The organism is Roseomonas sp. 18066, assembly GCF_902706185.1.
Taxonomy (GTDB): Bacteria; Pseudomonadota; Alphaproteobacteria; order Acetobacterales; family Acetobacteraceae; genus Pseudoroseomonas.
In genome coordinates, this window is the sequence record NZ_CACSJM010000010.1 from 23273 (window position 1) to 48519 (window position 25247).

Consider the following 25247-nt stretch of genomic DNA (forward strand, 5'->3'; position numbering starts at 1 on the left):
GGCGGCCGTGGTTGCGGCTCAGTCGGCGGCGGGCTCCGGCCGGGCCGGCGGCAGCAGCGCGGCCGGCCGCGGCGGCAGCGCCTTGCCCTCCTCGCCGCCCCAGGTGACGGTGCGGTGCGGATAGGGCATCTCGATGCCGCGCTCCTCGAAGACCAGCTTGACGATCTCGCTATAGGCGCGCCCCGCCCCCCAGTGCTTGCCGGCCTGGGTCTTGATCCGCACCCGCATCATGATCGCCGATTCACCGAAGCTGGTGATGCCCTGCATGTCGAGGTCACCGATGATATTGGCGCCGTGGTCGGTCTGCTGCAGCCGGGCGAAGGCCTCCTGCAGCGCTTCCTTCACCGCGGGGATGCTCTCGCGGTAGGAGACGGCGATATCAGCCACGTGGAAGCCGAAGTCCTTCATCATGTTGGCCACCGTGGTGACCGAGCTGAAGGGGATCAGGTGCAGCGTGCCGCTGCTGTCGCGGATCGACAGCGAGCGGATGGTCAGCCGCTCGACCACGCCGGAGACGCCGCCGGCGGCGACCACGTCGCCCTCGTTCAGCGCGTTCTCCAGCTGGATGAAGACGCCGGTGATGATGTCCTGCACCAGCTTCTGCGCGCCGAAGCCGATGGCGAGGCCGACGACGCCGGCGCCGGCCAGCAGCGGCCCGATATTCACCCCGATCTCCGACAGCGCCAGCATCGCCACCATCACCACCAGGGCGATGGTCGCGGCATTGCGGAACAGCGCCAGCAGGGTCCGCTCGCGCGGCGTCGGCACCGTGCCGTAATTGGGGTTCAGGCGGTATTCCACCCAGCTCGACATCGCCAGGTGCATGACCATGCCGGCCAGCAGGATCAGCCCGGCCGAGACGATGGCGCCGGCGAAGCGGCCGCCGCCGGCGGTCGACAGCCAGCGCGGCAGGTCGAACAGCTTCCAGGCCCAGAGCAGCCCGAGCGCCACGGCGACCAGCACGGCGACGCGCAGCACCTTCAGGATCGCCGGGATCATGGTGTTCAGCCGGCGCTCCAGCAGCGGCAGCCGCTCGGTGAGGGTCTCCGGCACGGCGATGCCGCGGGCGAGCGCCCGGCGCATCAGGTGCAGCACCAGCGTGGCGGCCGCGATCACCGCCAGCGACTGGGCGGTGGCGCGCAGCATGAAGAACAGCGCCTCGCGCGGATTGGCCACCCAGGCCAGGAACAGCGCCACCATGTAGAGGATGGCCAGCAGGTGCCAGACATGGCCGAGCGCGGTCCAGGCCTGGCCCATGGCGCGCAGGCCGCGGCGGTCGCGCCGCGCCTCGACCCAGGCGCGGCCCGAGCGGCGGTGGCGCAGCACGGCGAGGATGCCCAGCAGCAGGGTCAGCAGCATGGCCAGCAGCCGCAGCGACTGGGCGGCGGCGGCCGAGGCGAAGCTGTTCAGCAGCGGCGCCAGCAGCATCATGGTGTAGCCGATGATCGAGGCGCCGCGGCTGAGCCAGAAGGACCAGGCCCGCGCCCCGTCATCGCCCAGCGGCAGCGGCCGCAGCGCCGGCTGGCGCGGCATCAGCAGCGCGCGCACCACCGCCTTGCCGCCCTCGACCGCCAGGAAGGCGTTGAGGATCAGCGTCTGGTGCACCGCGATGGCGCCGGTCTGGCCATAGCTGAGGGCGAAGAAATACCCCCCCGCCCAGGCCAGCACCACGGCCGCGACCTCGATCACCAGCGCCGCCGGGATCAGCGCGACGCGCAGCGCTACCGCCCCCAGCCCGGCGCCGGCCCGGGCCGCGCGGCGGTCCAGCATGGCCAGCAGCGGCGCGGTCAGCAGCCGCAGCACGGCGAAGGCCGCGATCACCACGCCGACCATCAGCGCCATCGACAGCATGGCGCCCCAGAACACCCCGTCATCCGCCGCGTCGGCCCGGTTCAGCACCTGGCCCAGCCCGGCGAAGAGCGCGCCCAGATGCTTCAGCATGGCCGCCGCCTGCTCGGCCACCGTCTGGCTGTACTCGGCCAGCTGGCGGGCGAAGGTGGGCTCGGCGGTGGCGGGCAGCGTCGCGCCCTGGCGCGCGGCGGCGCCCGGCGCGGCCGGCCCCGCCTTCAGCCGCTCGATCAGGACGCGGCGGCTGGCATCGTCCTCCAGCACCCGCACCAGCTCGTCCAGCGAGGCCTGACTCGGCCTGCCGGCGCCGGCGGGCGCGGCGGGCGGGGATTGGGCCTGCAGGGAGGCGGTGCCCAGCCAGAGGCCGAGCAGGGCAAGGAGGAAAAGACGCATCGGGCGGGGGTCACTCCACATGGAGCGCCGGAGCCTAAGGGCGCGCGCCGTACCGGTCCAATCCCCGCCCCCTCACAGGGGCGGGAGGCCGGTCAGTCGCGCACCGGGGCGTCGAGCAGGCAGAACATCAGCTCGTGCTTGTTATGCGCCCCGTGGAAGACCTTCGCCCCCGGGATGGCGGCGAATTTTTCCGCGGTGTCATGGTCGGTCTCGCCCTGGAACTTCAGGGTGCAGACGTAGTTCCGCGCCCGGCCGGCGGCCATCCAGCGCTCGACCAGCCCGAGCAGGCGGGCGGGATAGCAAATGATGTCGCTGAACAGCCAGTCGACCACCGGCTGCTGCTCCGGCGCCATGCCGAAGGCGCTTTCGGTGCGGATGGCGACATTCGGCAGGGCGGCGACCGCCGGGTCCATCTGCGCCTTGTCCACCGCGATCACCTGGCCACCCAGCTGGGCCAGCGCCCAGGTCCAGCCGCCCGGCGCGGCGCCGAGGTCGAGGCTGGTCTCGCCCGGTCCGGGCCAGCGGCCGATGCGGGTCAGCGCCTCCCACAGCTTCAGATAGGCGCGGCTGGGCGGGCCCTCGCGGTCCTCGGCGAAGCGGATGGCGCCGTTGACGAAGGGGCTGGTCTTGGTCGGGCTGGCCAGCATCAGGTCGGGCGCCAGCAGCGTCCAGCCGCCCAGATGGCCGGCCGGCGGCACCTCCGGGAAGCTCAGCGCCTTCGGCTTCAGCGGCGGCAGGTTCCCGGCGATCAGGGCAGCGCGGCGGTGGTGCAGCACCGGCTCCAGCGACCAGTTGCGCTGGATGGCGCGCAGCGCCGAGGCGGCGCCCTTGATCGAGGGCACCGCGATCTCGCGCGGATCGGTCCAGACGTCGAGCGCCCAGGCGCAGTCGACCGGCGGCTGCTCGCTCAGCGCCAGCGGGCCGTGCCAGCGGGAAATGGCGACGCCCTTGCGGCGCAGCTCCTCCTCCACCTCGGGGTGGAAGCCCTCATGCGTCAGATAGGCGCTGCGGATCATGCGGCGTCTCTGGCCGCCTGCGGCCGCTGCAGCACGGCGACGCCCAGCATCAGCCAGCCCAGCATCAGCAGCGTGCCGCCCAGCGGCGCCAGCGGCGCGGGACCGCCGGTCAGCGCGCCAACCCAAAGGGCGCCGCAGAAACCCAGCATGCCCAGGGTGAAACAGGTGCCGGCGGCCGGGATGGCCCAGCCGGGGCGGCGCTCGGCGAGGAGGCCGACGGCCAGCAGCGCCAGCGCGTGCCAACCCTGCATGGTCAGCGCGCTGGCGACGCGGGCCGCGGCGCCGGCCTCCAGCCCATGCGCCGACCAGGCGGAGAGCCCCACCGCCAGCAGCCCCGCGAGGCAACCCAGCACCAGCCAGAGACGCGACATCAGCACAAACCCCTCATCATCAAGGCCCCGGGAATCCTGGTCCCGAGACGCCGCGCGGCAGCGTCGAGAAATCCGGCCGCCACCCGTCCGGCCCGCGCAGGAACAGCGGCGTGCAGAAGCCAGCGGCCACCGGCACCTCCGGCCGCCAGTCCGGCTGCCAGCGATCGCCCTGGGCGAGGGCCACGCAAAGCCCGACCGGCTCCACCCCCGCCAGACGCAGCAGCCCCAGCCCCGCCAGCGCCGAGCTGCCGGTGCTGATCACGTCGTCGACCAGCAGCACCCGGCGGCCGGCCAGCCGCGGCAGCAGCCGGGGGTCCAGCCACATCCGCCGCGCATCCGGCGCGGTGGAGGAGGAGGTCGGCACCGACAGCGCCGCGTCATACCATTTCTTGCGCGAATAGCCCGGCGCCACCCAGTTGGTATGGCCCAGCGCCTCGGCCACCGGGCCGCCGAAGACATGGCCCAAGGTCGGCAGCCCCACCACCACCTCGGCGCCGAAGCGGCGGGCGGCCCCGGCCATCCAGCCGGTCATGGCGCGGACCACCGCGAAGCTGGCCTGGTTGGCGATGAAGCCGGTCACCGCCACGGCGCCATAGTCGCGCAGCGGCAGCACCAGCCGCCGCCCATCCGGCATCGGCGCCGGGTAGCGGTCGTGGTAGCCGGCCGCCGGGACCGGGTCCGGGTCGGCGAAATCCTGCCAGAAGGCGTCGCTCATGGCGGCGCGGATGCCATGGGCGTGGCCCTGGCACCAGAGGGAAACGCGCATGCCACCTGTCGGGCCCGTCATGTCGGGCCGCCAGCCCACCCCGCCCAGGCTGAAAATTTGCAGCAAACCGCCATGCCGGCGGGGGGAAGCCTGCGAATGACGGGGCCGAGCCGCAACGCCCCGTGGCGCCGCCCCCCCGGAGCGCGCTAAGGAATCGACGCTCGCAGGAGGTTCACCCACCATGCTCACCCGCCGTTCGTTGCTGCTGGCCTCGGCCGCGGCTGCCGCCTTGCCCGCCACGCTCTCGCCCGCGATGGCGCAGACGCCGCCGGGCGTGCTGGTCTTCGCCAAGCAGATCGACGACATCATCACCGTCGATCCGCACGAGGCCTTCGAATACACGGCCTCCGAGCTGGCGGGGAATGTCTACCAGAAGCTGGTGACCACCCCGAATTCCGACCCCGGCAGCATCCAGGGCGAACTGGCGGAGAAGTGGGAGGCCGGCGCCGACGGCAAGACCTTCACCTTCACGCTGAAGGACGGGCCGAAATTCGCCTCCGGCAAGGCAGTGACGGCCGAGGACGTCGCCTTCTCGCTGACCCGCGCGGTCACGCTGAACAAGGCGCCGGCCTTCATCATCAACCAGTTCGGCTTCACCAAGGACAATGCGGCCGAGCGCATCCGCGCCACCGACGCCCGCACCCTGGTGCTGACCACGGCCGAGCCGACGGCGCCGTCCTTCCTGCTCTACTGCCTCTCGGCCGCGGTCGGCTCGGTGGTGGAGAAGGCCGTCGTCATGGCGCACGTGCAGGGTGACGACCTGGGCAATGCCTGGCTGAAGACCAATTCGGCGGGCTCGGGCAGCTATGTCATCCGCCAGTGGCGCGCCAGCGAGAGCGTCGTGCTGGAGGCGAACCCGCATACCAGCGCGCCGCCGGTGGTGAAGCGCGTCATCCTGCGCCACATCGCCGACCCTTCCGCGCAGCTGCTCGGCCTGACCAAGGGCGACTATGACATCGCCCGGAACCTGGGCGCCGACCAGATCAAGCAGCTGGAAGGCAACCCGGCCTACACGGTGCAGTCGGCCCGCAAGGCCAGCCTGATGTACCTGTCGCTGAACCAGAAGAACCCGAACCTGGCGAAGCTGGAAGTCCGCCAGGCGATCAAGCTGGCGCTCGACTACGAGGGCATCCAGAAGGCGATCGTGCCGACCACCTATGCGGTGCACCAGTCCTTCCTGCCCGCCGGCCTGCCCGGCGCGCTGACCGAGCACCCCTTCAAGCGCAACGTGGCGGAAGCCAAGGCGCTGCTGGCCAAGGCTGGCCTCGCCAGCGGCTTCGAGCTGTCCTTCGACTATGCCTCGGCCGCGCCGAACGCCGACATCGCCCAGGCGATCCAGGCGAACCTGGCCGAGATCGGCATCAAGCTGCGCATGCTGCCCGGCGAGATGCGCGCGGTGATCACCAAGACCCGCGCCCGCACCCATGACGTCGCCATGGTCCGCTGGGGGTCCGATTATTTCGATCCGCACAGCAACGCCGAGGCCTTCAGCATCAACACCGACAACAGCGACAACGCCCGCAACCGGACGCTCGCCTGGCGCGCCAGCTGGGAGATCCCCGAGCTCTCCGCGCGCACCCTGGCGGCGCTGAAGGAGACCGACTCGGCCAAGCGCTCGGCCATGTATGGCGAGCTGCAGCGCGACCACCAGCAGCAGTCGCCCTTCGTCATCATGCTGCAGGAGATCGAGGTCGCGGTGTCGCGCGCCGCGGTGAAGGGCTTCGACATGGGGCCGATGAACGACCGCCACTCCTACGTTAAGATCACCAAGGCCTAAATGACCCCCAGGCAGGAACAGGGTGCCGGCATGTCCGGCCGGCATCCGTGAGCGACAGCAGCCTCTCCCGCCCGGGTCTTCCGGCGGGCGACCCGCAGGGTCCCGGGGGCACCACCCCCGGCGGGCTGGCCCCCAGGCCGAAAGCCGTCCGCCCCTCGGCGGCGAAGCTGCGGCTGAAGGCGCTCACGGCGACGCTGGCCAGCGTGCCCATCACCCTGTTCGGCCTGGCTCTCGTCACCTTCCTGATCGGCCGCGTCGTGCCGATCGACCCGGTGCTGGCCATCATCGGCGACCGCGCGCCGCAGGACGTGGTCGAGCGCACCCGGCTGGAGCTCGGCCTCGACCAGCCGCTCTATATCCAGTTCTGGAAATACCTGGGGCAGATCCTCAGCGGCGACCTCGGCCGCTCGGTGATGACCTCCAACCCGGTCACCCAGGACATCGCCCGCTTCTTCCCGGCGACCTTCGAGCTGGCCACGGTGGCCATCCTGGTCGCGGTGCTGATCGGCGTTCCGCTGGGCGTCTGGGCGGCGACGCGGCAGGGCAGCTGGATCGACCAGGGCGTGCGGATCTTCTGCCTGGCCGGCCACTCGCTGCCGGTCTTCGTGCTCGGGCTGATCTCGCTGCTGCTGTTCTACGCGACGCTGGAGATCGCCCCCGGCCCCGGCCGCCAGGGCATCTATTTCGAGGGCATGGTCGACGAGCGCAGCGGCATCCTGACGCTGGATGCGCTGCTGGCCGGCGATATCCCGGCCTTCCGCGACGCCATCTGGCACCTGGCGCAGCCGGCCGGCGTGCTGGCCTTCTTCAGCCTGGCCTATATCGCCCGCATGACGCGGGCCTTCATGCTGGCCGAGCTCAAGAGCGAATACGTCACCACCGCCCGCGCCAAGGGCCTGTCGGGCGTGACCATCGTCTGGGGCCATGCCTTCCGCAACATCGCCGTGCCGCTGGTGACCGTGCTGACCATGACCTATGCCGGGCTGCTGGAAGGCGCCGTGCTGACCGAGACCATCTTCGCCTGGCCGGGGCTCGGCCAGTATCTGACCGTCTCGCTGCTGAACGCCGACATGAACGCGGTCCTCGGCGCCACCCTGGTGGTCGGGCTGATCTATGTGGCGCTGAACCTGCTGGCCGATCTGCTGTACCGGCTGCTCGACCCGAGGGTCTCCTGATGGCCGTCGTCACCCGCGCCTGGCTGCTCTCCGACACCCCCGCCTCCCGCGCCCAGGCGCGCTGGGGCCGGCGCTACCAGCTGTGGCTGGCCTTCCGCCGCAACCCGCTGGCGGTCGCGGGCCTGGCCATCGTGCTGGTGATGCTGGCGCTCGCCCTGGCCGCGCCGCTGCTGGCGACCCATGACCCGGGCGTGCAGAGCCTGGCCGACCGGCTGCAGCCGCCCTCGGCCGCGCATTGGATGGGCACCGACGAGCTCGGCCGCGACACCTGGTCGCGCATGCTCTATGGCGGCCGCGTCACGCTCGGCATGGTGGTGGCCGTCGTCGTGCTGGTGGCCCCCCTCGGGCTGATCGTCGGCTGCGTCGCCGGCTATGTCGGCGGCATCACCGACAAGCTGCTGATGCGCGTCACCGACGTCTTCCTGGCCTTCCCGCGGCTGATCCTGGCCCTGGCCTTCGTCGCCGCCATGAAGCCCGGCGTGGAGAGCGCCATCATCGCCATCGCGCTCACCGCCTGGCCGCCCTATGCCCGGCTGGCGCGGGCCGAGACGCTGACCATCCGCAACACCGACTATGTCGCCGCGGTGCAGATGACCGGGGCCTCGCCCTGGCGGATCATCTGCCGCCATGTCGCGCCGATGTGCCTGCCGTCGCTGACGGTGCGGGTGACGCTGGACATGTCCTCGATCATCCTGACCGCGGCGGGCTTAGGCTTCCTCGGCCTCGGCGCGCAGCCGCCGATCCCGGAATGGGGCACCATGATCGCCTCCGCCCGGCGCTTCATCCTGGAGCAATGGTGGGTGCCGGTGATCCCGGGCCTGGCCATCTTCGCCGCCTCCCTGGCCTTCAACCTGCTGGGCGACGGCTTGCGCGACGTGCTGGACCCGAAGCAGCGGTGAGCGGCATGACCGAGGCCCCCCTGGTCGAGATCCGCAAGCTGCGGGTCGACTTCCCCAACCCCGCCGGCTTCACCCAGGCCGTGCGCGGGATCTCTTTCAGCCTGGGCCGCGAGAAGCTGGGCATCGTCGGCGAGAGCGGCTCCGGCAAGTCGGTCACCGGGCGCGCGCTGATGCGGCTGCTGCCGGGCTCGGCCCGGGTCCAGGCGGAGGCGCTGCGCTTCGACGGCATCGATGTGCTGGCGGCCTCCGAGCGGCAGATGCGGCGCCTGCGCGGCGGCCGCATCGGGCTGATCATGCAGGACCCGAAATACAGCCTGAACCCGGTGATGACCGTCGGCCGGCAGATCGCCGAGGCCTGGCTGGCGCACAACAAGGGCGGCAAGCGCGAGGCCCGCGAGGCCGCCCTGTCGCTGCTGGAGCAGGTGCGCATCCGCGACCCGCTGCGGGTGCTCGATTCCTACCCGCACGAGGTCTCAGGCGGCATGGGCCAGCGCGTCATGATCGCCATGATGCTGGCGCCCAACCCGGACATGCTGATCGCCGACGAGCCGACCAGCGCGCTGGACGCCTCCGTCCAGGCCGAGATCCTGAAGCTGATCGAGGAGCTGGTCTCCGCCCGCGGCATGGGGCTGATGCTGATCAGCCACGACCTGCCGCTGGTCAGCCGCTTCTGCGACCGCGTCGTGGTGATGTATGCCGGCCAGGTGATGGAGGAGCTGCCCGCCCGCGACCTGCACCGCGCGCGCCACGCCTATACCCGCGGGTTGCTGGACTGCATGCCCAGCCTGTCGGTGCCGCGGCCCCGCCTGCCGACCCTGAACCGCGACCCCGCCTGGCTGGAGCCGAAGCGATGATCGAGGTCCAGCACCTCAACGTGCATTTCGGCCACAACCAGGTGGTGCACGAGGTCTCCTTCCAGGTCGCCCCCGGCGAGACCTTCGGGCTGGTCGGCGAGAGCGGCTCCGGCAAGTCGACCGTGCTGCGCACCATCGCGGGGCTCGTCCCCGGCTGGGATGGCGGGCTGGCGGTGAACGGCAAGACCCTGGGCCCGAAGCGCGACCGCGCCTTCTTCAAGTCGGTGCAGATGGTGTTCCAGGACCCCTATGGCTCGCTCCACCCGCGCCAGACGGTCGACCGCATCCTGGCCGAGCCGCTGGCCGTGCACGGCATCCCCGACGCCGAGACCCGCATCACCCGGGCGCTGGAGGAAGTGGCCCTGCCGCGGGCGGCGCGCTTCCGCTACCCGCACCAGCTTTCCGGCGGGCAGCGCCAGCGGGTGGCCATCGCCCGCGCCCTGATCGCCAACCCCTCGGTGCTGCTGCTGGACGAGCCGACCTCGGCCCTCGACGTCTCGGTCCAGGCGGAAGTGCTCAACCTGCTGGCCGACCTGCGCGAGGCCCGCCAGCTGACCTGCATCCTGGTCTCCCACAACCTGGCCGTCATCGGGCATCTCTGCGGGCGGCTCGCCGTCATGCAGGGCGGGCGGATCGTCGAGATCGTCAGCCAGGCGCAGCTTCGGGACGGCACCGCCCGGCACCCGCACACGCGGGAGCTGATCGCGCTGTCGCATGAGCTCGAGGGATAGGGCCCGGCGGGCTTAGCCCCGCCCCCCGAACAGCCGTCTCACCCAGCCCAGCAGCCCGCCCTTGCTGGCCACCGGCGCGCGGCTGACCCGCTGCTGCGCCACATGCGGCCGGGGCGCCGGCGGCGCCGCGCTGGCCAGGGTGTGCCGCCCCGCATCCTGCGCCGCGATCAGCCGCCGCTCCAGCGCCACCACCTGCGCCACCGCCTCCGGCGGGTGGTGGGCGGCCAGGCTTTCGGCGGAGCTCGCCGCATCCCGCCAGGCCTCGGCCCGGCGCAGCGCGTCGATCACCCGCACCGTCTGCTCGGCATCCAGCGGCGGGCCGCTGCGCCACAGCGCCACCGCGTCGCGCCGCCAGGCGATGGCCAGGTCCGGCCGGTTCATGTCGTCGGCGACCCAGGCGGCATGCAGCGTGGCCTCGGCCCCGGCATGCAGCGCGCCCGTCTCCTCCAGCACATGCGCCCAGGCCAGGAAGCGGCGGGCCAGCGGCGGGTGGCTGGTATCGGCGATCAGCGCGCGGAACGGCGCCGCGGCCACCGCGTCGGCGGCCGCCGGATGGGCGCGGCCAATATCCGGCGCCGCATAGGCGCAATGCGGGCATTGCTGCAGCCAGCGGGCCATGGTGCCGCGCAGCGGCTCGCCGGGACGCAGGTCCAGGTCGGGCGCCTGCTCCGGCGGGCCGGGGCGGAAGGGCGGCTGCCGGCTCTCGCCGCCGCAGACGGCGCAGCGCAGCGCGCCCGCGGCGCCGCCCGGATGGGCATTGGCCGAAGGGGAGCCGGCGGAAGACGGACCAGCGGGGGGAGGCATCGCCATCCTTCCAAACTAAGCATCAACGCCGCCCGCGCGAAGGGGTGACGACCCGCAAACATTGCAGTTCTCGCGCCCTGGTGTTGCGTGGGCGGGTGTTGCGTGAGCGGGGCGGCCGGGCCAAACATGAGCCCCATGCCCCGTGGCGACCTCTTCCCCGATATCGCGCCCTTCGAGACCGGCCTGCTGCCGCTGTCCGGGGGCCATGTGATGTATTGGGAGCAGGTGGGCAATCCGCGCGGCCAGCCGGCGCTGTTCCTGCACGGGGGGCCGGGCGCCGGGGCGGGGGCGGTGCATCGCCGCTTCTTCGACCCGCAGCACTGGCGGATCATCATCTTCGACCAGCGCGGCTCCGGCCGGTCGCGGCCGCTGGGGGAGCTGGCCGGCAACACCACGCCGAACCTGGTCGCCGATATCGAGACGCTGCGGCGGTTCCTGGGCGTCGACAGCTGGCTGCTGTTCGGCGGGTCCTGGGGGTCGACCCTGGCGCTGGCCTATGCCCAGGCGCATCCCGAGCGGGTGCAGGGCTGCGTGCTGCGCGGCGTCTTCCTGGGGCGCGCCCAGGAGGTGGAGTGGTTCCTCTACGGCATGCGGCGCGTCTTCCCCGACGCCTGGAGCCAGTTCGCCGAATTCATCCCGGCACCCGAGCGCGGCGACCTGCTGCGCGCCTACCTGGCGCGGCTGACCGACCCCGACCCGCAGGTGCATTTCCCCGCCGCCCGCGCCTGGAGCCAGTATGAGGGGATGTGCTCGACCCTGATGCCGAGCCCGGACACGGTGGCGAGCTTCGCCCAGGACCGCACCGCCCTGGGCCTGGCGCGGATCGAGGCGCATTACTTCGCGCACGACCTGTTCCTGCCGCCCGAGGGGCTGCTGGGGGGGATGGAGCGCATCGCCCATATCCCGGCCGAGATCGTCCAGGGCCGCTACGACATGGTCTGCCCGGCGGAAAGCGCCTTCGACCTGGCCGCCGCCTGGCCGCGCGCCCGGCTGACGGTGGTGCCCGACGCCGGCCATTCGGCGCTGGAGCCGGGAGTGCGGGTGTCGCTGGTCGCCGCCGTGGAACGCTTCCGCCGCCGGGGGTGACACCTCGGCCGAGAGCGGGTTCCGTTGCGGCGCGATCTGCATTAGCTTGCCGCCCGCGTCTCCGTAGCTCAGCCGGATAGAGCACCAGATTCCTAATCTGGGGGCCGTGGGTTCGAATCCCGCCGGGGACATTTTCAAAATCAATGACTTATCGGGAATGCCGCCTTCTTTCTCCTGGTGACTTGACTGCTGCGGACCCGCCACGGACCCGCTCGAGGTGGCGAACCTTCGGCTAGGCGTTGTCTCCGCATCGAAGGAGACCTTTGCCGCCGCATACCGCCGAAAACGCGAGATGAAGAATGGCATGGAAAATAAAGCGAGCGATTGGCCCGTAACCTTCAGTGCCCTCGAAGCGCTGACATGGATTGCTTTCAGGCGATACCTGCCCGGTGGGCTATGGACCGACCTGCTCGAGACGCAGCCGTCGCGGGATTGGAATGTTTTACCGCCTGCCGAATGGGAGGCAGGAACCCTCGCAACCATTTGGCTCGTAACCGCTCCAGCATTGATCGCGGCCTTGGAAGCAAGGGCCCGGCGAAGCCCAGGGCCTAGCAAGCCGTGTCCTCCCGTCTATAGAGCTTGGCTCTATCGAGCTGCCGCCCGCCGCCTCGTTCGTTCGACAGGCCTGGAAGCTGGTGTTCTGGCGAACAAACTTCGCCAGGATCTTAAGGCAGGGGTTTCTGCACAGGAGGCGATAGAAAAAGCTTCGATTTCTCTTCAGAGAGCGCTAGCGGAAGGAAGCGTTAAAGCTACAGGAATAATTACTTTAGATAGAACTGAAGTACCAAACGACCGAGCCGCAGAAGAGATACCCGCAATATATTTCGCATCTTCACCAAAATTTATTGTTGATGTTGATGGATTTACTGATCCCGAAAATCAAGATTATGAGGGGCCATTTTGGGGGTGCGTTGAAATCTGGAGCGCAGCTCTCATACGCGCTTTCCCTAGCTGCGGACTTCAGCGCGTAGACGATGGTTTAGCCGATGCAGGTCAAACTCGAAGCGTCAGTTCGACAGGACCCGCTAAGCCATCAGCGTCTAAGCGGCGCCAGTCTGGCGGCCTTGATTACGGCGAGCGAGATGCGCTTCTGGCCAAAGAGGCCTTGGCGATGATCGAAGATGGAAGAGCAAGAAACATCAATGATGCAGCCCTTATTCTTACTGAGCGCGCAGCTGGACGTGGCTCGATCGACAGTCGCCGCAAGCGTTTGATTCTGGCCATTCAGAAGGCCGTCGGTCAGTCTGGTCAGAACTGACCAGACTGACAGGACTGACTAGACTAGACGCTGTCATAGACGTCCCGTGACAACGAGGGACAGGTCATGGCGACGTACCTTAAAGAGTCGGAATTCTGCGACCGCTACCACATTGCGCCTCGCACTGCGCAGCGGTGGCGCGTCAGCGGCGACGGCCCAGCCTTCGTCCGGATGGGCCTTCGGCGAATCGCTTATCGCTTGGAGGACTGCGAGCGCTGGGCGGCTGAGAGGACCTTCGCCCATCGAACCGCGGAACTAGCGATGCGCCCGGCAGCGCATGCCGCCAAGTCGGGGGCGCGCCATTATGGCTGACGAGATGCCGGTTCCCCGTGGCTGTCAGACTACTCAGCACGTCCTTTCTCCGCTGCTGCCGACGGACGACGCTGATCCCTGGTCGTACTCCGATGAGGAGATTTCCGCTGAAGAAGCGCATCGGCTTTCTAAAGAGGCAGCTTTTGAGGCCATGTACGGCAGCGGCTGGGACGACCTCGATGACATTCCAGAAGACGTTCTTGAGGAAATCTACGCCCAAAAGGCTGCTCGTGCGGAAGCCGACTCAGTTGCCCTCTCTCCAGATCATCCGGTGGCCACACCCATCCAGCCGCCGCTTCGCTGCTCTGACGGCTTAGACTGCCACGAAACACAGGGAACCGACGGGAACGCAGGGAACGAGGCTGCTTCTCCGGAACCTGACACGTACTCCACCGCGAGCCCGCCCGGGGACGCTGATGGTTGCAGCCTGACCATCGCAGTGGCAGCCCACGGTGGCCGTTTGGCGAAGCTTTGGAAGCTGGACGGCACCTGCCAGCCCTATGACACCGTGCGGACTTTCAACCTGCATCCTCACCCGGTTGCAGATCTCGGCGCCTTGGCCGAGACGCTGCGTGGGCTGTTGCCCTTGCGCTATGCATGCATCTTGCGCGGCGCCACGGTCAATGGCGAAATCATGAAGCAGGTCCGCCGCCTACTGCACCCGGACCAGAAAACCGGCGATGCGCCAACCCTGCGTGAGGTTCCCCGCCGCTGGGTGGCGTTGGATCTGGACGATATCCCGTTGCCGGATGGTACCGACCCGCAGGACCTCGCGGCTTGCGCGGCCGCGGTCCGCCGGTATTTGCCTCATGCGTTCCGCGATGCGGCTGCCATCATCTGCGCTACTGCCTCGCATGGCATCAAGCCAGGCGCCAGGCTGCGGTGGTGGGCCTGGTTGTCGAGGTCGGCCACCGGTGCCGAGCTCGAGCAATGGTTCGCCGGCTTCCCTGTCGATGTCTCAACCTTCCGACCGGTTCAGCCGATTTACACCGCCAAACCGCTCTTCGCCGCCGGCAGGGAAGACCCGATCCCGGAGCGTCTGCTCGTGCTGCGTGGCGCACGCGAGGTGGTGCAGGTGCCGCCGCCGATGACCCTGCGGGCAGTAAAGGTTGAGAAGCCTGCCGTAAGCCCATCCCTCGGAGAATTCCGCGGTGATGGGACGGCAGCCATGAAGCATGTGCAGCGGACCATCGCAGCTGCGCCCATCAACACCCGGCACGACACCGCCAAGCGGATGGCTGCCTTCCTGGCTAATCTCGTTCGTGAAGGCAAGCTAACTGCCGCCGAAGCCATCAGCGCGATCGAAGATGGCATCGAGGCAGCGGGGAAGGACCGTGCTGAGGGTGAAGCCTTGGCCAAATGGGCACTGGATCATAATGGAGGGCGGGCATGAGCAGGTCGAAGGCAATGCCTGCCAAATCGCTGGCGGCCGCCGAGAAGCCCAAAAGCGGAGCGATCGACCTTCAGCACGAGATCGTGGCAGCCATCTCCGGAATCGCAGACCCACTTGAGACAGAGACGCCCACCGACATTCCGATCGATATGATGCCGGAGCCGGTCGATCTGCACGCGAATAATGCGGCGAAGAACGCCCCGCCAACACAGCCGCCGGAGCCGCAGATGGACCCCACGGCGAGTCCAGAGGCCGAGGTTGCAGCCCTCGCTGCACTGAGCCACCTAAATTACAAGGCTGCTCGAGCCGAGGCGGCTAAGCGCCTTGGCATCAATCGTGGCGACCTCGATCGTGCAGTAGATCTGGCCAGAAGGACGGATCGCGCGAGCCGGGCGGCCGCGGCTCGCGCAATGCCGCTTCCGAAGCTTGGCGAAGTTCGCTGGCCGGTCTGGCTGAAGGTCCAGGACGATGGCCTCTACTACCAAGCCGGCAAAGAGGAACCACCTCTCTGGCTATCGAGCCGCTTCGATGTTTTGGGAGAAGCACGTCGGCCGGATGGCACTGGCTGGGCTTTGGCGTTGCGCTGGTGCGATCGTGACGGAAGGCTCGTGGTCTGGGTTATGCCCTGGCGCTTGCTGATGATTGCGCCTGGTGAACTGGAGGCGCGAATGGTTGATCTGGGGCTGCGGATCAACCCGGAGCCGATGGCTCGGCTGCAACTCCGAAAAGCCTTGGGCGAGGTGCGTTCCGGCACGACCGTGACGATCGTCGATCGTGCAGGATGGCACGCCACCCCAGGCGCGCCCAATGCGTATGTCCTCCCCAACGGTGAGACACTCGGCGATACGGGCGAAGATCTGATGATGGCTGGGTTGGGCGAGGAAGCGTCGCGCCGCTGCAGCACAGCCGGAACCCTGGCTGGATGGCGGGCTGGTGTCGCCGTGAAGGCTATTGGCAACCCGGTAGCGGTCTTCGCCATGGCCTGTGCCTTCACCGGCCCGCTGCTTCAGCCTCTGAAAGAAGTCTCCGGCGGCTTTCATCTTGCCGGAGGCAGCAAGGGCGGCAAGACGACAGCCTGCAAGGTGGCGGCCACGGTGTGGGGGCCACCGCAGAAAGGCGCGGTCCTGCGCGACTGGCACAGCACAGGGAATGCAGTCGAAGCGATGGCGGAGGAGGCGGGCGATGGCCTGCTGGTCCTGGATGAGATCCACCAGGCAGACCCGTCCAGCGTGGTCGGCACCGTCTATGCGCTAGCCGGCGAGGGCGGCAAATCCCGACTGAAGGAGGACGCGACTGCTAGGCGTCGTCGTACGTGGCGAATCTTCATCCTGAGCACTGGTGAGATCGACCTGACAAGCGTCGCGGCGAGGGCGGGACAGCGGCTGCCGGCAGGCGCGGCGGTCCGGCTGCCTTCCATCCCCGTCGAGAAGGGCGGCGAAGCCTGGCCCAATCTGCATGGCGCTGCCGACTTCGCCGACTTCATGAGCCAGTTGCACGCCGCTATGCAGGCGCATCACGGCCACGCCGCCCGCGCCTTCATTGATCGGCTTGCCCGGGAATGGTCGCATGCCACCATGCGGTTGGTGGCTCGCTTTGAGGCAGCGCGTCATCAGCTCGATGCGCTGCTGCCCAAGAATGCTGAAGCACAGGCACGAGATGTAGCGCGACGCTTTGCCCTGGTCGCTACTGCCGGTGAATTGGCGACGGAATGGCGGGTGACCGGATGGCCTGTCGGCGAGGCAATCCGCGCCGCGGAATCACAGATGCGGGCCTGGCTCGCAGCCCAAGGAGGAGGTGCCGCCGAGGATGCCGAGGCACTGGAGCGGGTCCGCCATTTGATCGCTGAGCACGGCGAGTCGCGGTTCCCCCTATCCAACGAGGAAGGCGAAGCCCCCGTTGTCGATGGCCGTCCAGCAGTGCGGCGCGCCGGCTTCCGCAAGCCGATCAACGGGGAGATGTGCTATCTGGTGTTTCCTGAGGTATGGAGCCGCGAGATTTTCGCTGGCGCCGATGCCACCATGGCCGCCAGGACGCTGCAGCGCGTCGGGTTCCTGATGGCGGGCGAAGACGGCAAACTGCAGCGCAAGGCACGAGTACCAGGATTGCCCGTATCGACACGTTTCTATGTTGTGCGTGAAGCGATCATGGGCAGCGAATGATGCTGTTCTCTTGCTGCCTGTAGTCCTCGGGCATCGTGGAGGGCGAGACAGGTAGCCGATCGCAGTGCTGTTCGGCGTTTCGCTTCCGTTCCCTGAGCAAGGGATACGAGTCGGCATCATACGAAATTGGTGATTGGTCGGCGTAGCGAGAACCTGATCGATCTGGATGCTCGCCGCGGACGCCATGATGGACCGCATCGCCCGCTTCGTTGCATCTTCGTCAGGAAGCCCTCCTTCCCCGTTCGGACGAGGCATTAGCAGGCTTACGGCTTGGCATCAGGGGCGGAGACTGCCCCCCCCCCCCACGGCAGGCCGTGCGGCTCCGGGAAGGAAGACGAAATTCCCGCGGCCTGCGCCTCCGCATGCCAGAACAACTCCACCATGGCAGCACCGTTGGCTGCCATGGGGCCACAGATCTATCGAACGCAGAAATGAGAACTGATAAATACAACTCTATGAAATCATGTGTTTTTCAAGAAATACAATCAATATCGATAGAATCCTGCCTATTTGATCGTTATATACTGGAAATTTCTTTCGTCTCGTTCTCAGACCCGTCAAAACTTCTGCTTGCTGCCTAAAACCCGCGCTCAGCTCCATCATCGGCTTCACCGCCTCGGGCGGCGCTGTTCTAAGCGAACCAGCGTTAAAGGGCGGCTGGGGATCGTATTCGCTCATCAACTGGGTGCATTTGGCATAGGTCCGATCACGCATCTCCGCGACCATGGTGATGCCGAAGTCGAGGCCGGAGGTCACGCCGGCGCCGGTAATGCGGTTGCGGTCGCGCACCACGCGCGCATCCGTCGTGATGGCGCCGAAGCCGGCGAGCGCATCACGGCACGACCAGTGGGAGGTCGCCTTATAGCCTTCGAGCAGGCCGGCTGCACCCAGGATCAGCGACCCCGAGCAGACACTGGTGACGTACTTGGCGCGGCTGCCCCGATCGCGCATGAAGCCCAGCGTTGCCGGATCTCTGGCCGCCGCGATGGTGCCGTCCGTGCCGCCCGGCGCGAAGATGACCGTCAGGTCGCGCGGACAGGTCTCGAAGGTCGCGTGCGGGGTGATGGTAACACCGGCGTCGCTAGTGACCGGCTCCAGCGTCTTGGCGACCAGATACACCCTGGCTCCCATCATCGCGCCGAACATCGACTGCGGCCCAATCAGGTCCATCACTGTCATGCCCGGGTACATCAGCAAGGCGATCTGCTCGTCACCCATCCAGCGGATACCATCGCCCCGCCCCATGTCGGACGGCATGGCGTGATCCATCGCCGGCGCCATGGGGGCGGGCTGCAGGCCTGGCAGGACCGCTTCGCCGCGCCGCCGTATCCGGCGCACACGCCGTTCTTCGTGCTGACCGCGCGGCAGAAGACATAGTGGCGCCGTCTTCCCTGCCGCATGCCGGCGCCGCCGCGGTCTCGAGCCGTGCGGCGACCCGGCGGTCGATCGCTCCGCGCCGAGTGGTGACTGCCTTGACGACGGTGCTGCAAGACGGCCGCGCCTGCCTCCACAACAACGCCGCCGAACGTCAGATGCGGCCACTCGCCCTGGGGCGAAAAAACCACCATTTTGCCGGGTCGCTGGCAGGCGGCAGGCGGTCCGCGACCATCTACACCCTGATAGGGACGGTCGAGCTCACTGGCCGGAACCCTCAGGCCTATCTGCGCGAGTTCCTCGACTGCATCGCCGATCAACCGGATCGGCGAACTCACTCCCTGGAAACGGAAACTTGTCGACGGCTAATGGCCGTCACGCAGTGTCACCGTAGCCGCTAGTGAACGCTTACTCTAGCAGGCTGCAGAAAAACGATTGAGGCGAACGCCGTGCGACAGATGCTGACGTACAGCGGCCCGTCCACGACCGTATGATTCGTTTAAGATCTTTCCCAATGCCGTTTGTGTCGAGCATTTCGGGCTCGGCGAGCTTCCGCCGACTTGTTCAGAAGCCTGCTAAAACATCCTTTGAGAAGTTGCTGCTGAGGCTGACTTACCAAGACTCATTACGCCTGTCATGGAGCAAAGGGAGCGACAGCACGCTGCGCTCTCCTGACCATTTATGCAGATCATTCGACTGGGCTCTACCGCCAGCCTGTATCACCCTACCTTCGCCGGTACAGCGCGTGTTACACTTCGCGTGACTCTCATCCTTTGGGGGCTAAACGTGAATGAGACTGAACGCGCGCCTGCGATGGGTGAGCGAAATGCAGCATTGGGCTACACAGCACAGTATCTGCTCGCTGCAGGTTTGATCTATGACCACATCCTTAATGCTAGGCTCGAATGGATCGCTGTTGCCGACCCAGAGGCGGGGCGAGTCGACGACTTGCAGATTGCTGTGCCAGGATTGCTCGACGCATACCAATTTAAATGGCACGGATATCCTCCCTCTCTGACCTACGGTGAATTAAAGGGCAGTACTGCCGGTGGCGGGCTTGTAGCGCATATGGCCGATGGCTGGGTGCGGCTATGCGAAGCGAATTCGGACCGAAGAGTACGGGTTCACTTGTTCACAAATTCAGTCCCATCAGTAGAGACGATTCAAGTTGCCAAAAAGGCCGGCCGAAGTGGACTACCCCGCCATTTGGCAGCTTTCCTTGTTGAAGCTTGGGGGAAGCAGGAACCGATAGCCACCTCGTGCCCCGATGCCGGTCGCTGGCAGCCTTGCCTTGACGAACTGCGTGTCGCGTCTTCACTCACTGACAGTGTCGAGTTCGAGTCTTTCCGACGTGCATGCATGATTGAGACCGGCCAACGGCTTCCCGTCGCCACCGTACCCAGCAGTGACGATGTGCTATCTCAGCGCCAGCGCGATATTGAGGCCTTGGCTCACCTCTTATTCAATGTCGTGGGGCGTGAGCGCGCGGTTATTCGTCTAACCGGGCGGGAACTTCTCCGCCGGCTCGGCTGGGGTGATCGCTTCGAGTTCAAAGCTCGGCACGACTTTCCTCTTACCCGCGCCTACCAACCTATCGACGACACCGTTTCCGAGTTGGAAGGAACGGTTGGCCAGCACACCCGAGGGTACGTGGCCCTGCTCGGCACACCCGGGTCGGGCAAGTCAAGTCTCCTGACAGCGGCCTTCCGCTATAGAGCAGGCTTCCGGATAATCCGATATTACTGCTTCGTACCAAATGACGGGGGGCTTTCGCGAGGAGAGGCAGCCAACTTCCTGCACGACCTCACCATAGCGCTTTGGCAGGAGGGGGTCCGGCCAAGCAGGATGTCACTTTCCTCAAGCCTTCCGGAATGCCGCGCGCTTTTCGGCGCCCAGCTGGCCGAGCTGAACGGCGAGTATCTTGCCGCCGGCCACCGCACAATTCTCCTCGTAGACGGACTGGACCATATTGAGCGCGAGCAAAGTCCCCAGCGTTCGCTTCTGGCGGAGCTTCCACCGCCGGCATCGATCCCAGACGGCGTGCTTGTCCTGCTCGGCTCCCAAAAGCTGGAGCTCCACCAACTGAACCCACGCATCGCTCAGCAACTTCGGGATGATAGCCGGATTGTGCGGATGCGCCCGCTGTCGCCTCGCGCCGTGCGGGCGGTGCTCGACCTATCTTGCCTCCCGGCTCCGCTGGACGCCGTCGACTTGCAGGAGGTCGTCAGTCGCTCGGCTAGGCATCCACTGGCGCTCGCGTACCTCATCAATCGGCTCCAAAACGCCAGAACCCCTGCCGAGGCGAAGCTCGCTATTGAAGCTTCGCCTCTTTATGCGGACAACATCGAAGAAGAATACGAGATATATTGGAAGGACCTATCGGCCGAGAAGAAAGTGCTTGATCTTCTGGCTTTGGCATCGCGCCTCCGCGGAACGCTCATCCTGTCCGCAGCTTCGGACTGGGTGGGGGAGGATGTGGTCCGTCGGCTGGTGGAGTCTGGGCAGCAGTACTTCACGGCGCATGGCGATGGTCATTGGAGCTTCTTCCACAATAGCTTCAGGCAGTTCGTCCTCGATCGCACGGGAAGAAGTCCTTTCCGCGACGCAGCCGACCCAGAGCGCGATCGCCGATATCACCGTCAGCTAGCGGATCTGACACGGCAGGCCAGGCCAAGCGACCCGTTCTCCTGGGAGGAAATCTACCACCGCTTCCACGCTGGAGATTTCGCTACCCTCATAGCCGCTGCAACCCAGGCTTGGTTTAGGCGGCAATTTCTGGATGGTCGATCTCCTCCGCTGGTCCGAGAGGACATCGGCTGGGCCATGCGGGCAGCATCGGAACTCAACGATCCGCTGGCCCTCGTGCGCTTGGTTCTGGCAGATGACGAGGCGTCGGCACGTATCGATGTCCTAGATGACCTGAACCTGCCCCAACTCCGCCTCACCTTAGGAGACGCAGACGGTGCTCTAACTGCTACCGTTCACGATGGCGAGCTACTAGTTGGTCGCGTGCGTGCACTGAGGCTTGCCGCCGAATTCCTGCGTGCAGGTAACCTGTCGCACGCTCGACAGGTGTTCTTGGCTGCCGAGCCGCTCGACCTGCTGACCGGCAGCCGTAAGGTGGAACGCTGGGGTAGGCAGGATCGAGAACTAATTAAAGCGTGGCTTGACGTCGCCCATCACTTTCTACCGCTAGCAGACATCGTAGTGGTCATCAGCCGCCTCGACGTCGACGAGAGCCGCTCTGAGCGGTCCATTGAGGATTCGGCGTTGAGAGTGCAGCGGATGCGCGAGGCATTTCTCGTCTATCTGGCCGATAGCGTTTTGACGAAGGGTGGCCAGAACCACGGTCGCGACCTTCTCGATATAGTTGTTGCAGAGCATGATGCTGCATTCGTTCGCGCATTCGGCAAGCATATGGACGAGGTACGTCTCGCACACCACCCAGGGAGCCCGGAAGGAGTAGCAGCCCTCGACCGGCTTCTGGCGATGCACGCTGCCTCCCCACTGCCTACAAACCTACGGCTCCTCCTGGCTGACAGGGTGCTCCGCGTAAGGGGGAACGCTGAGACTGCCGCCGAACTCATGGATGGCATTGATCAGCCGGTTAGCCTTGCATGGCGCTCCAACAGCAGACTGCCGAGAACCTTAGAACCATTTTTATACCTCATTCGGCTGAACCGTTTGCTTGCGGCCTTCGGTCGTCCCGTCGAGCCTGAGATTGCAGTCCCGAAGGCGGCCGATCAGGACAGGGAGCCGGATGTTCTGCTCGAGCGTATGATTGTCAGGGTGGCAAACGTATGGGGCATGGCATGGCGCGGCCGCGGCCACGGCGGTGAGCCGGCTATCGTTTGGCGCTCTTTGCTGCCTGCGATACGAATTCAGGAGATCAGCAGGTCGGATCGAGCACATGATCCACTCCGCTGGTATGGGTATCGGGGCGTGGCAGAGGATTATTTTAACTTAATCGTGCAAGCTGCGGCCGCGCACGGCAGCGCGGCACTAGCCCACTTCGGAGACGAGATCGAAGCGCGATGGTCCGACCCAACCGCATCCGGTTTTTGGCCGCCCGACCTTAAGCGGCAAATTGCACTGAAGCTGATGCGCCTTGGGGATGCCCCTGAGCGCCTGCGACGTACACTAGAGAGGATCGAACCGAGCCTCGGACAAGGCGAAGAGGCGCACGACCGCCTCTCAAGCTTCGAAAGCCAAATCAGGGCATGGGCGGAAATTGGCGAAATCCACCGTGCGACGGCACTTGTTCCGCGTATGCTTGCGGGCTCTTTCGGTATCTACCACGAAAAAGACACGCAACTTGATCAGTGGGTGCTTTGGTTCGACAGGGCACTGCGCAGTGATGGCGGCCAGGTCAGGCCCGACATCGCCACCTTCATGTCGGGGATAGCGTCTGCAGCGACCGCAAGAAGAGGCTACAGGCCATCGGAATCTGCAGAGGCGGCGATTGCGGCGGTCGCTCGGGCGTACTCTCCCGCGGCCGCCGACGTCTATCGGAAAGCCTTCATCGAGGAGCGGGCGCTTGACTTCGAGGCAGGCGTCGCTGCTGTGTGCAGCGCCGCCGTTCGCACACCGGAAGCGGTGCCCGCCACTTGCGCCGTCGTCGTGCACCTGTGCCTTCCCTACACAGAGTTGGTCCGGACCGCTTTGGCGCGGGATCTAGGCCGATCGGTGGGCGATATGGAGGACCGCACACTGGCGGCGAGGTTCCTGTCATTCATCAAAGATGCAATCGACATCGACTTGGCACCAGATCTGCGTGCGGGTTGGTGGGAGGAGGTCGCCGTCGGCGGGAGAGCAAGCCGCCATGAGGACCTCTTTGGCCATATTCAATCCTCGGGCATGGCCATCGCAGGGCTGAGTCCTAGCCAAAGCGACCAACATGCGAGCGTCACGCTCCGTAATGGTGCCAACCTACCCGCCGCAGAGGTAAGACGCCGCGGTAGCGACAAGGCAGGCCTTTTCAGCCTGCTTGCCACTATCACCCACAGTCGATTTTACGACTGGCTTTCGCTCGTTCGGCCCCTTGCATCTGGTGTCGATGCTAACGAGGCTGCTCAGCTATCAGCCGCGCTACGCACTGTTGGTGCCCGCGCGAAGGATGTACAGCCCCTCTGGATGCGTCTTCAGGAACTTGGGCGGACCGATCTCCTCGAGACCGAGGCCAAGGCGTTCGTCGACTCAGGCGAGCGTTATGGTTGGTACAGGCACTTCGACGGAGGCTCGCGCTTGACGCCCCTGCAGACTCTCGCAGGGCTCGACGAACGATACAGAACTCTCGCGCTGCGGACTTTTGTCACCGACTACTTGGGTGGGGCGCGCAATCCCAAGGATGCTGCACGCAGCCTCGATGAGCTGGCGGATCTTTTCTGGGCCAATCCGCCCACCACGGAGATCTGGCGGGAGATCTGTGAACATGTCTTTCAGCTCGAGGAGTTCCGTGCGCCGTCTGCTAGGCTGCCTCCTGCTGAATCGAAGAATCAGGATGACGAAGCCGCATTTACGGACGTGCTGGTCGGGATCATGTTTCAGGCACTGGCGTTACCGTTGCCGGAACTTAGAGACGACGCCTACCGGGCACTGATTTCGGCCGCCACCGCGAGTGCCTGCGTTGCCGCGATATCCAATGGAATCGATAAACTACTCGACTCCTCCGGGGAAGGGCTTCTGCTCGGATTATCGCTGCTAGACGGGGTCCCGGAGCCAGCCTTGCTTGCGTCCGGCCGCATGAGGGATCGGATCATGTCGACAGCAAGCTCCACGGACGCTGCGGCGCGCAGTGTGGCCATGCGGTTACTCCAAAAATTAGATGTGCAGCCGCCGCTTGGCTCCCCTAGGGCGTTGCCAGCGGTTTACGGCATGAAGCTCCCCCCTTTCGCAACTGACCGTACGCCGCGCAATGCGGTTCTACTGGAGCCGGGCACTGTCCTGCCGGAGACATCGGACCCTCTAGAATTGGTGGGGGCAGCCCAGCCAGCCCTGGACCTGATCGCTCGCGCAAGCGGTATCCCGTCACGCAACGTTATCGAGCGTGCCGTTTCGCTGATGCACTCCTTCGGCTCTGGTGAACCTTGGGACGCAGCGACGGAAAGGGCGCTAATGGCTCGATGCCGTGCGCTCGGCCTCGAGACCGCGTACCGACGTCCGCGGGCGGCTGCGGCCCTCCGCGCCGCTTCGATTATCGTGGGCGAGCTGCTCGAAGAAGGTGCACTCGAAGAGGATCTGGCTGCGATCCTCGTTCCGGCGCTTGTCCTACGGGACCGGGTGCTCGCGGACGCTAGGCCAGAGCGACGGCTCGCAGGTTGCGGGCTCCATCTCTTCGGCACCAAGCTCGGGCCAGGTGTTTCCATTCGGCCCGTCGAATGGGTGGATGCGGTAACAGATACGGCGGCGCTTGATTGGCCTGTCCTTTGGCCTGGCGACGATGGGGAGATCATCGGCTTCGATTTCCAGGCGCATATGCCGGACTGGGGCCAGCTAAAGGAGAAGCGACGCGGCGCATATCGTTCTCCAGACGTAGGTGTCGAGGACGCTAATCAGCTTTTCGGCGAACTGATCCCGAGTGGTCTTCTCCGTCCAGCTGCGGCCTATCCGGAGGTTTTCGGTGCACGCTGGAGCCTAGCCGACAACCACGTCGTCCAAGGGCTGTCGCTGAGGGTCGAACTGGGCAGGACTCGATGGCTGGCGATCAACCCGCTGCTTGCCGCAGACTGCGGATGGCGTATCAGCCCGGAGGGTCTATTCCGCTGGGCCGATGCGGAAGGGCGGACAATGGTAGAATCGCGTTGGTGGCGGGACGGCAGATTAGGGCGTGGACAATTTCACAGTGACAGCAGGGCGGAAGGATGGCTCGTGTGGGCGTCGCCAAGGGCTGCTGAGCAGTTGCGACTGCGTTTTCCAAGATGGACTCGTGCGCAAGCGGCAAAGAGGTCGGCTTTGAATGATCAGAAGCAGCGGATCGATAATTATGGTGCGAACCTCATTCCACCGTAAGCGTTGCTCCGGGGCCCGTAGCA

At 66.4% G+C, this 25247-nt stretch carries 16 protein-coding genes, 1 tRNA gene and 1 pseudogene; 12 read left to right on the plus strand and 6 right to left on the minus strand.

Annotation, left to right across the window (positions count from 1 at the left end):
* Positions 1 to 18: 18 nt before the first annotated feature.
* The 4 genes from GVN67_RS03610 to GVN67_RS03625 all read right to left on the minus strand — a co-directional run bounded on the left by GVN67_RS03610 (position 19) and on the right by GVN67_RS03625 (position 4394).
* Positions 19 to 2241 carry a mechanosensitive ion channel domain-containing protein gene (locus tag GVN67_RS03610; RefSeq protein WP_159992909.1) on the minus strand — a complete coding sequence of 741 codons (2223 nt, stop codon included), beginning with the start codon at positions 2239 to 2241 and terminating at the stop codon, positions 19 to 21.
* Positions 2242 to 2333: 92 nt separating this feature from the next.
* Entirely contained in the window at positions 2334 to 3257 is a 924-nt protein-coding gene (locus GVN67_RS03615) for an SAM-dependent methyltransferase (protein ID WP_159992910.1), read from the minus strand.
* A complete protein-coding gene (locus GVN67_RS03620; protein ID WP_159992911.1) occupies positions 3254 to 3628 on the minus strand; it encodes a DUF423 domain-containing protein in 375 nt (124 codons plus the stop codon). The genes GVN67_RS03615 and GVN67_RS03620 overlap by 4 nt, the downstream gene beginning before the upstream one ends.
* A gap of 19 nt (positions 3629 to 3647) precedes the next feature.
* Positions 3648 to 4394: a phosphoribosyltransferase gene (locus GVN67_RS03625; protein ID WP_235034933.1), complete on the minus strand. Its 747-nt coding sequence runs from the start codon at positions 4392 to 4394 to the stop codon at positions 3648 to 3650.
* Positions 4395 to 4575: 181 nt separating this feature from the next.
* On the opposite strand from GVN67_RS03625, the gene GVN67_RS03630 reads away from it, so the two are divergent.
* The 5 genes from GVN67_RS03630 (at position 4576) to GVN67_RS03650 (ending at position 9830) form a co-directional block, all read left to right on the plus strand.
* Positions 4576 to 6171 carry an ABC transporter substrate-binding protein gene (locus tag GVN67_RS03630; protein ID WP_159992912.1) on the plus strand — a complete coding sequence of 532 codons (1596 nt, stop codon included), beginning with the start codon at positions 4576 to 4578 and terminating at the stop codon, positions 6169 to 6171.
* A 125-nt stretch (positions 6172 to 6296) separates the two neighbouring features.
* On the plus strand, positions 6297 to 7346 hold the full coding sequence (locus GVN67_RS03635) for an ABC transporter permease (RefSeq protein WP_159992961.1): 1050 nt from the start codon (positions 6297 to 6299) through the stop codon (positions 7344 to 7346).
* Entirely contained in the window at positions 7346 to 8245 is a 900-nt protein-coding gene (locus GVN67_RS03640; RefSeq protein ID WP_159992913.1) for an ABC transporter permease, read from the plus strand. The genes GVN67_RS03635 and GVN67_RS03640 overlap by 1 nt, the downstream gene beginning before the upstream one ends.
* 5 nt (positions 8246 to 8250) lie before the next feature.
* Complete coding sequence (locus tag GVN67_RS03645; RefSeq protein WP_159992914.1) at positions 8251 to 9099, plus strand: ABC transporter ATP-binding protein; 849 nt, start codon at positions 8251 to 8253, stop codon at positions 9097 to 9099.
* Positions 9096 to 9830, plus strand: coding sequence for an ABC transporter ATP-binding protein (locus tag GVN67_RS03650; protein WP_159992915.1), 735 nt, complete (start codon positions 9096 to 9098; stop codon positions 9828 to 9830). The genes GVN67_RS03645 and GVN67_RS03650 overlap by 4 nt, the downstream gene beginning before the upstream one ends.
* 12 nt (positions 9831 to 9842) lie before the next feature.
* On the opposite strand, the gene GVN67_RS03655 is transcribed toward GVN67_RS03650, so the two are convergent.
* Positions 9843 to 10634 (minus strand): hypothetical protein, encoded by a 792-nt coding sequence (locus GVN67_RS03655; RefSeq protein WP_235034935.1) that lies wholly within the window; start codon positions 10632 to 10634, stop codon positions 9843 to 9845.
* Positions 10635 to 10769: 135 nt separating this feature from the next.
* On the opposite strand from GVN67_RS03655, the gene pip reads away from it, so the two are divergent.
* The 5 genes from pip to GVN67_RS03680 all read left to right on the plus strand — a co-directional run bounded on the left by pip (position 10770) and on the right by GVN67_RS03680 (position 16842).
* Entirely contained in the window at positions 10770 to 11720 is a 951-nt protein-coding gene (gene pip / locus GVN67_RS03660; protein WP_159992965.1) for a prolyl aminopeptidase, read from the plus strand.
* A gap of 57 nt (positions 11721 to 11777) precedes the next feature.
* A tRNA-Arg gene (locus GVN67_RS03665) sits at positions 11778 to 11851 on the plus strand.
* Between the two features lie 161 nt (positions 11852 to 12012).
* The gene (locus tag GVN67_RS03670; protein WP_159992916.1) at positions 12013 to 12978 is read left to right on the plus strand and encodes a hypothetical protein; all 966 of its coding nucleotides are present in this window, start codon (positions 12013 to 12015) and stop codon (positions 12976 to 12978) included.
* A gap of 304 nt (positions 12979 to 13282) precedes the next feature.
* A complete protein-coding gene (locus tag GVN67_RS03675) occupies positions 13283 to 14683 on the plus strand; it encodes a hypothetical protein (protein WP_159992917.1) in 1401 nt (466 codons plus the stop codon).
* Complete coding sequence (locus tag GVN67_RS03680; protein WP_159992918.1) at positions 14680 to 16842, plus strand: DUF927 domain-containing protein; 2163 nt, start codon at positions 14680 to 14682, stop codon at positions 16840 to 16842. The genes GVN67_RS03675 and GVN67_RS03680 overlap by 4 nt, the downstream gene beginning before the upstream one ends.
* A gap of 453 nt (positions 16843 to 17295) precedes the next feature.
* Here the strand turns inward: GVN67_RS03680 and GVN67_RS03685 are convergent, their stop codons facing one another.
* The gene (locus GVN67_RS03685) at positions 17296 to 18099 is read right to left on the minus strand and encodes a DJ-1/PfpI family protein (RefSeq protein WP_200845112.1); all 804 of its coding nucleotides are present in this window, start codon (positions 18097 to 18099) and stop codon (positions 17296 to 17298) included.
* A 119-nt stretch (positions 18100 to 18218) separates the two neighbouring features.
* Here GVN67_RS03685 and GVN67_RS03690 point away from each other — a divergent pair.
* A pseudogene (locus tag GVN67_RS03690) lies at positions 18219 to 18539 on the plus strand (transposase); the annotation flags it as partial.
* A 1036-nt stretch (positions 18540 to 19575) separates the two neighbouring features.
* Positions 19576 to 25224 (plus strand): hypothetical protein, encoded by a 5649-nt coding sequence (locus GVN67_RS03695; RefSeq protein WP_159992921.1) that lies wholly within the window; start codon positions 19576 to 19578, stop codon positions 25222 to 25224.
* The last annotated feature ends 23 nt before the right edge of the window (positions 25225 to 25247 follow it).

Bases quoted from the DNA above. Each gene is read 5' to 3' on its own strand.
- pip (WP_159992965.1), top strand. From the start codon at position 10,770: ATGCCCCGTGGCGACCTCTTCCCCGATATCGCGCCCTTCGAGACCGGC.
- GVN67_RS03630 (WP_159992912.1), top strand. From the start codon at position 4,576: ATGCTCACCCGCCGTTCGTTGCTGCTGGCCTCGGCCGCGGCTGCCGCC.
- GVN67_RS03650 (WP_159992915.1), top strand. From the start codon at position 9,096: ATGATCGAGGTCCAGCACCTCAACGTGCATTTCGGCCACAACCAGGTG.
- GVN67_RS03645 (WP_159992914.1), top strand. From the start codon at position 8,251: ATGACCGAGGCCCCCCTGGTCGAGATCCGCAAGCTGCGGGTCGACTTC.
- GVN67_RS03695 (WP_159992921.1), top strand. From the start codon at position 19,576: ATGATTGAGACCGGCCAACGGCTTCCCGTCGCCACCGTACCCAGCAGT.
- GVN67_RS03610 (WP_159992909.1), bottom strand. From the start codon at position 2,241: ATGCGTCTTTTCCTCCTTGCCCTGCTCGGCCTCTGGCTGGGCACCGCC.
- GVN67_RS03685 (WP_200845112.1), bottom strand. From the start codon at position 18,099: ATGCCGTCCGACATGGGGCGGGGCGATGGTATCCGCTGGATGGGTGAC.
- GVN67_RS03640 (WP_159992913.1), top strand. From the start codon at position 7,346: ATGGCCGTCGTCACCCGCGCCTGGCTGCTCTCCGACACCCCCGCCTCC.
- GVN67_RS03675 (WP_159992917.1), top strand. From the start codon at position 13,283: ATGGCTGACGAGATGCCGGTTCCCCGTGGCTGTCAGACTACTCAGCAC.
- GVN67_RS03625 (WP_235034933.1), bottom strand. From the start codon at position 4,394: ATGCGCGTTTCCCTCTGGTGCCAGGGCCACGCCCATGGCATCCGCGCC.
- GVN67_RS03615 (WP_159992910.1), bottom strand. From the start codon at position 3,257: ATGATCCGCAGCGCCTATCTGACGCATGAGGGCTTCCACCCCGAGGTG.
- GVN67_RS03655 (WP_235034935.1), bottom strand. From the start codon at position 10,634: ATGCCTCCCCCCGCTGGTCCGTCTTCCGCCGGCTCCCCTTCGGCCAAT.
- GVN67_RS03620 (WP_159992911.1), bottom strand. From the start codon at position 3,628: ATGTCGCGTCTCTGGCTGGTGCTGGGTTGCCTCGCGGGGCTGCTGGCG.
- GVN67_RS03680 (WP_159992918.1), top strand. From the start codon at position 14,680: ATGAGCAGGTCGAAGGCAATGCCTGCCAAATCGCTGGCGGCCGCCGAG.
- GVN67_RS03670 (WP_159992916.1), top strand. From the start codon at position 12,013: ATGAAGAATGGCATGGAAAATAAAGCGAGCGATTGGCCCGTAACCTTC.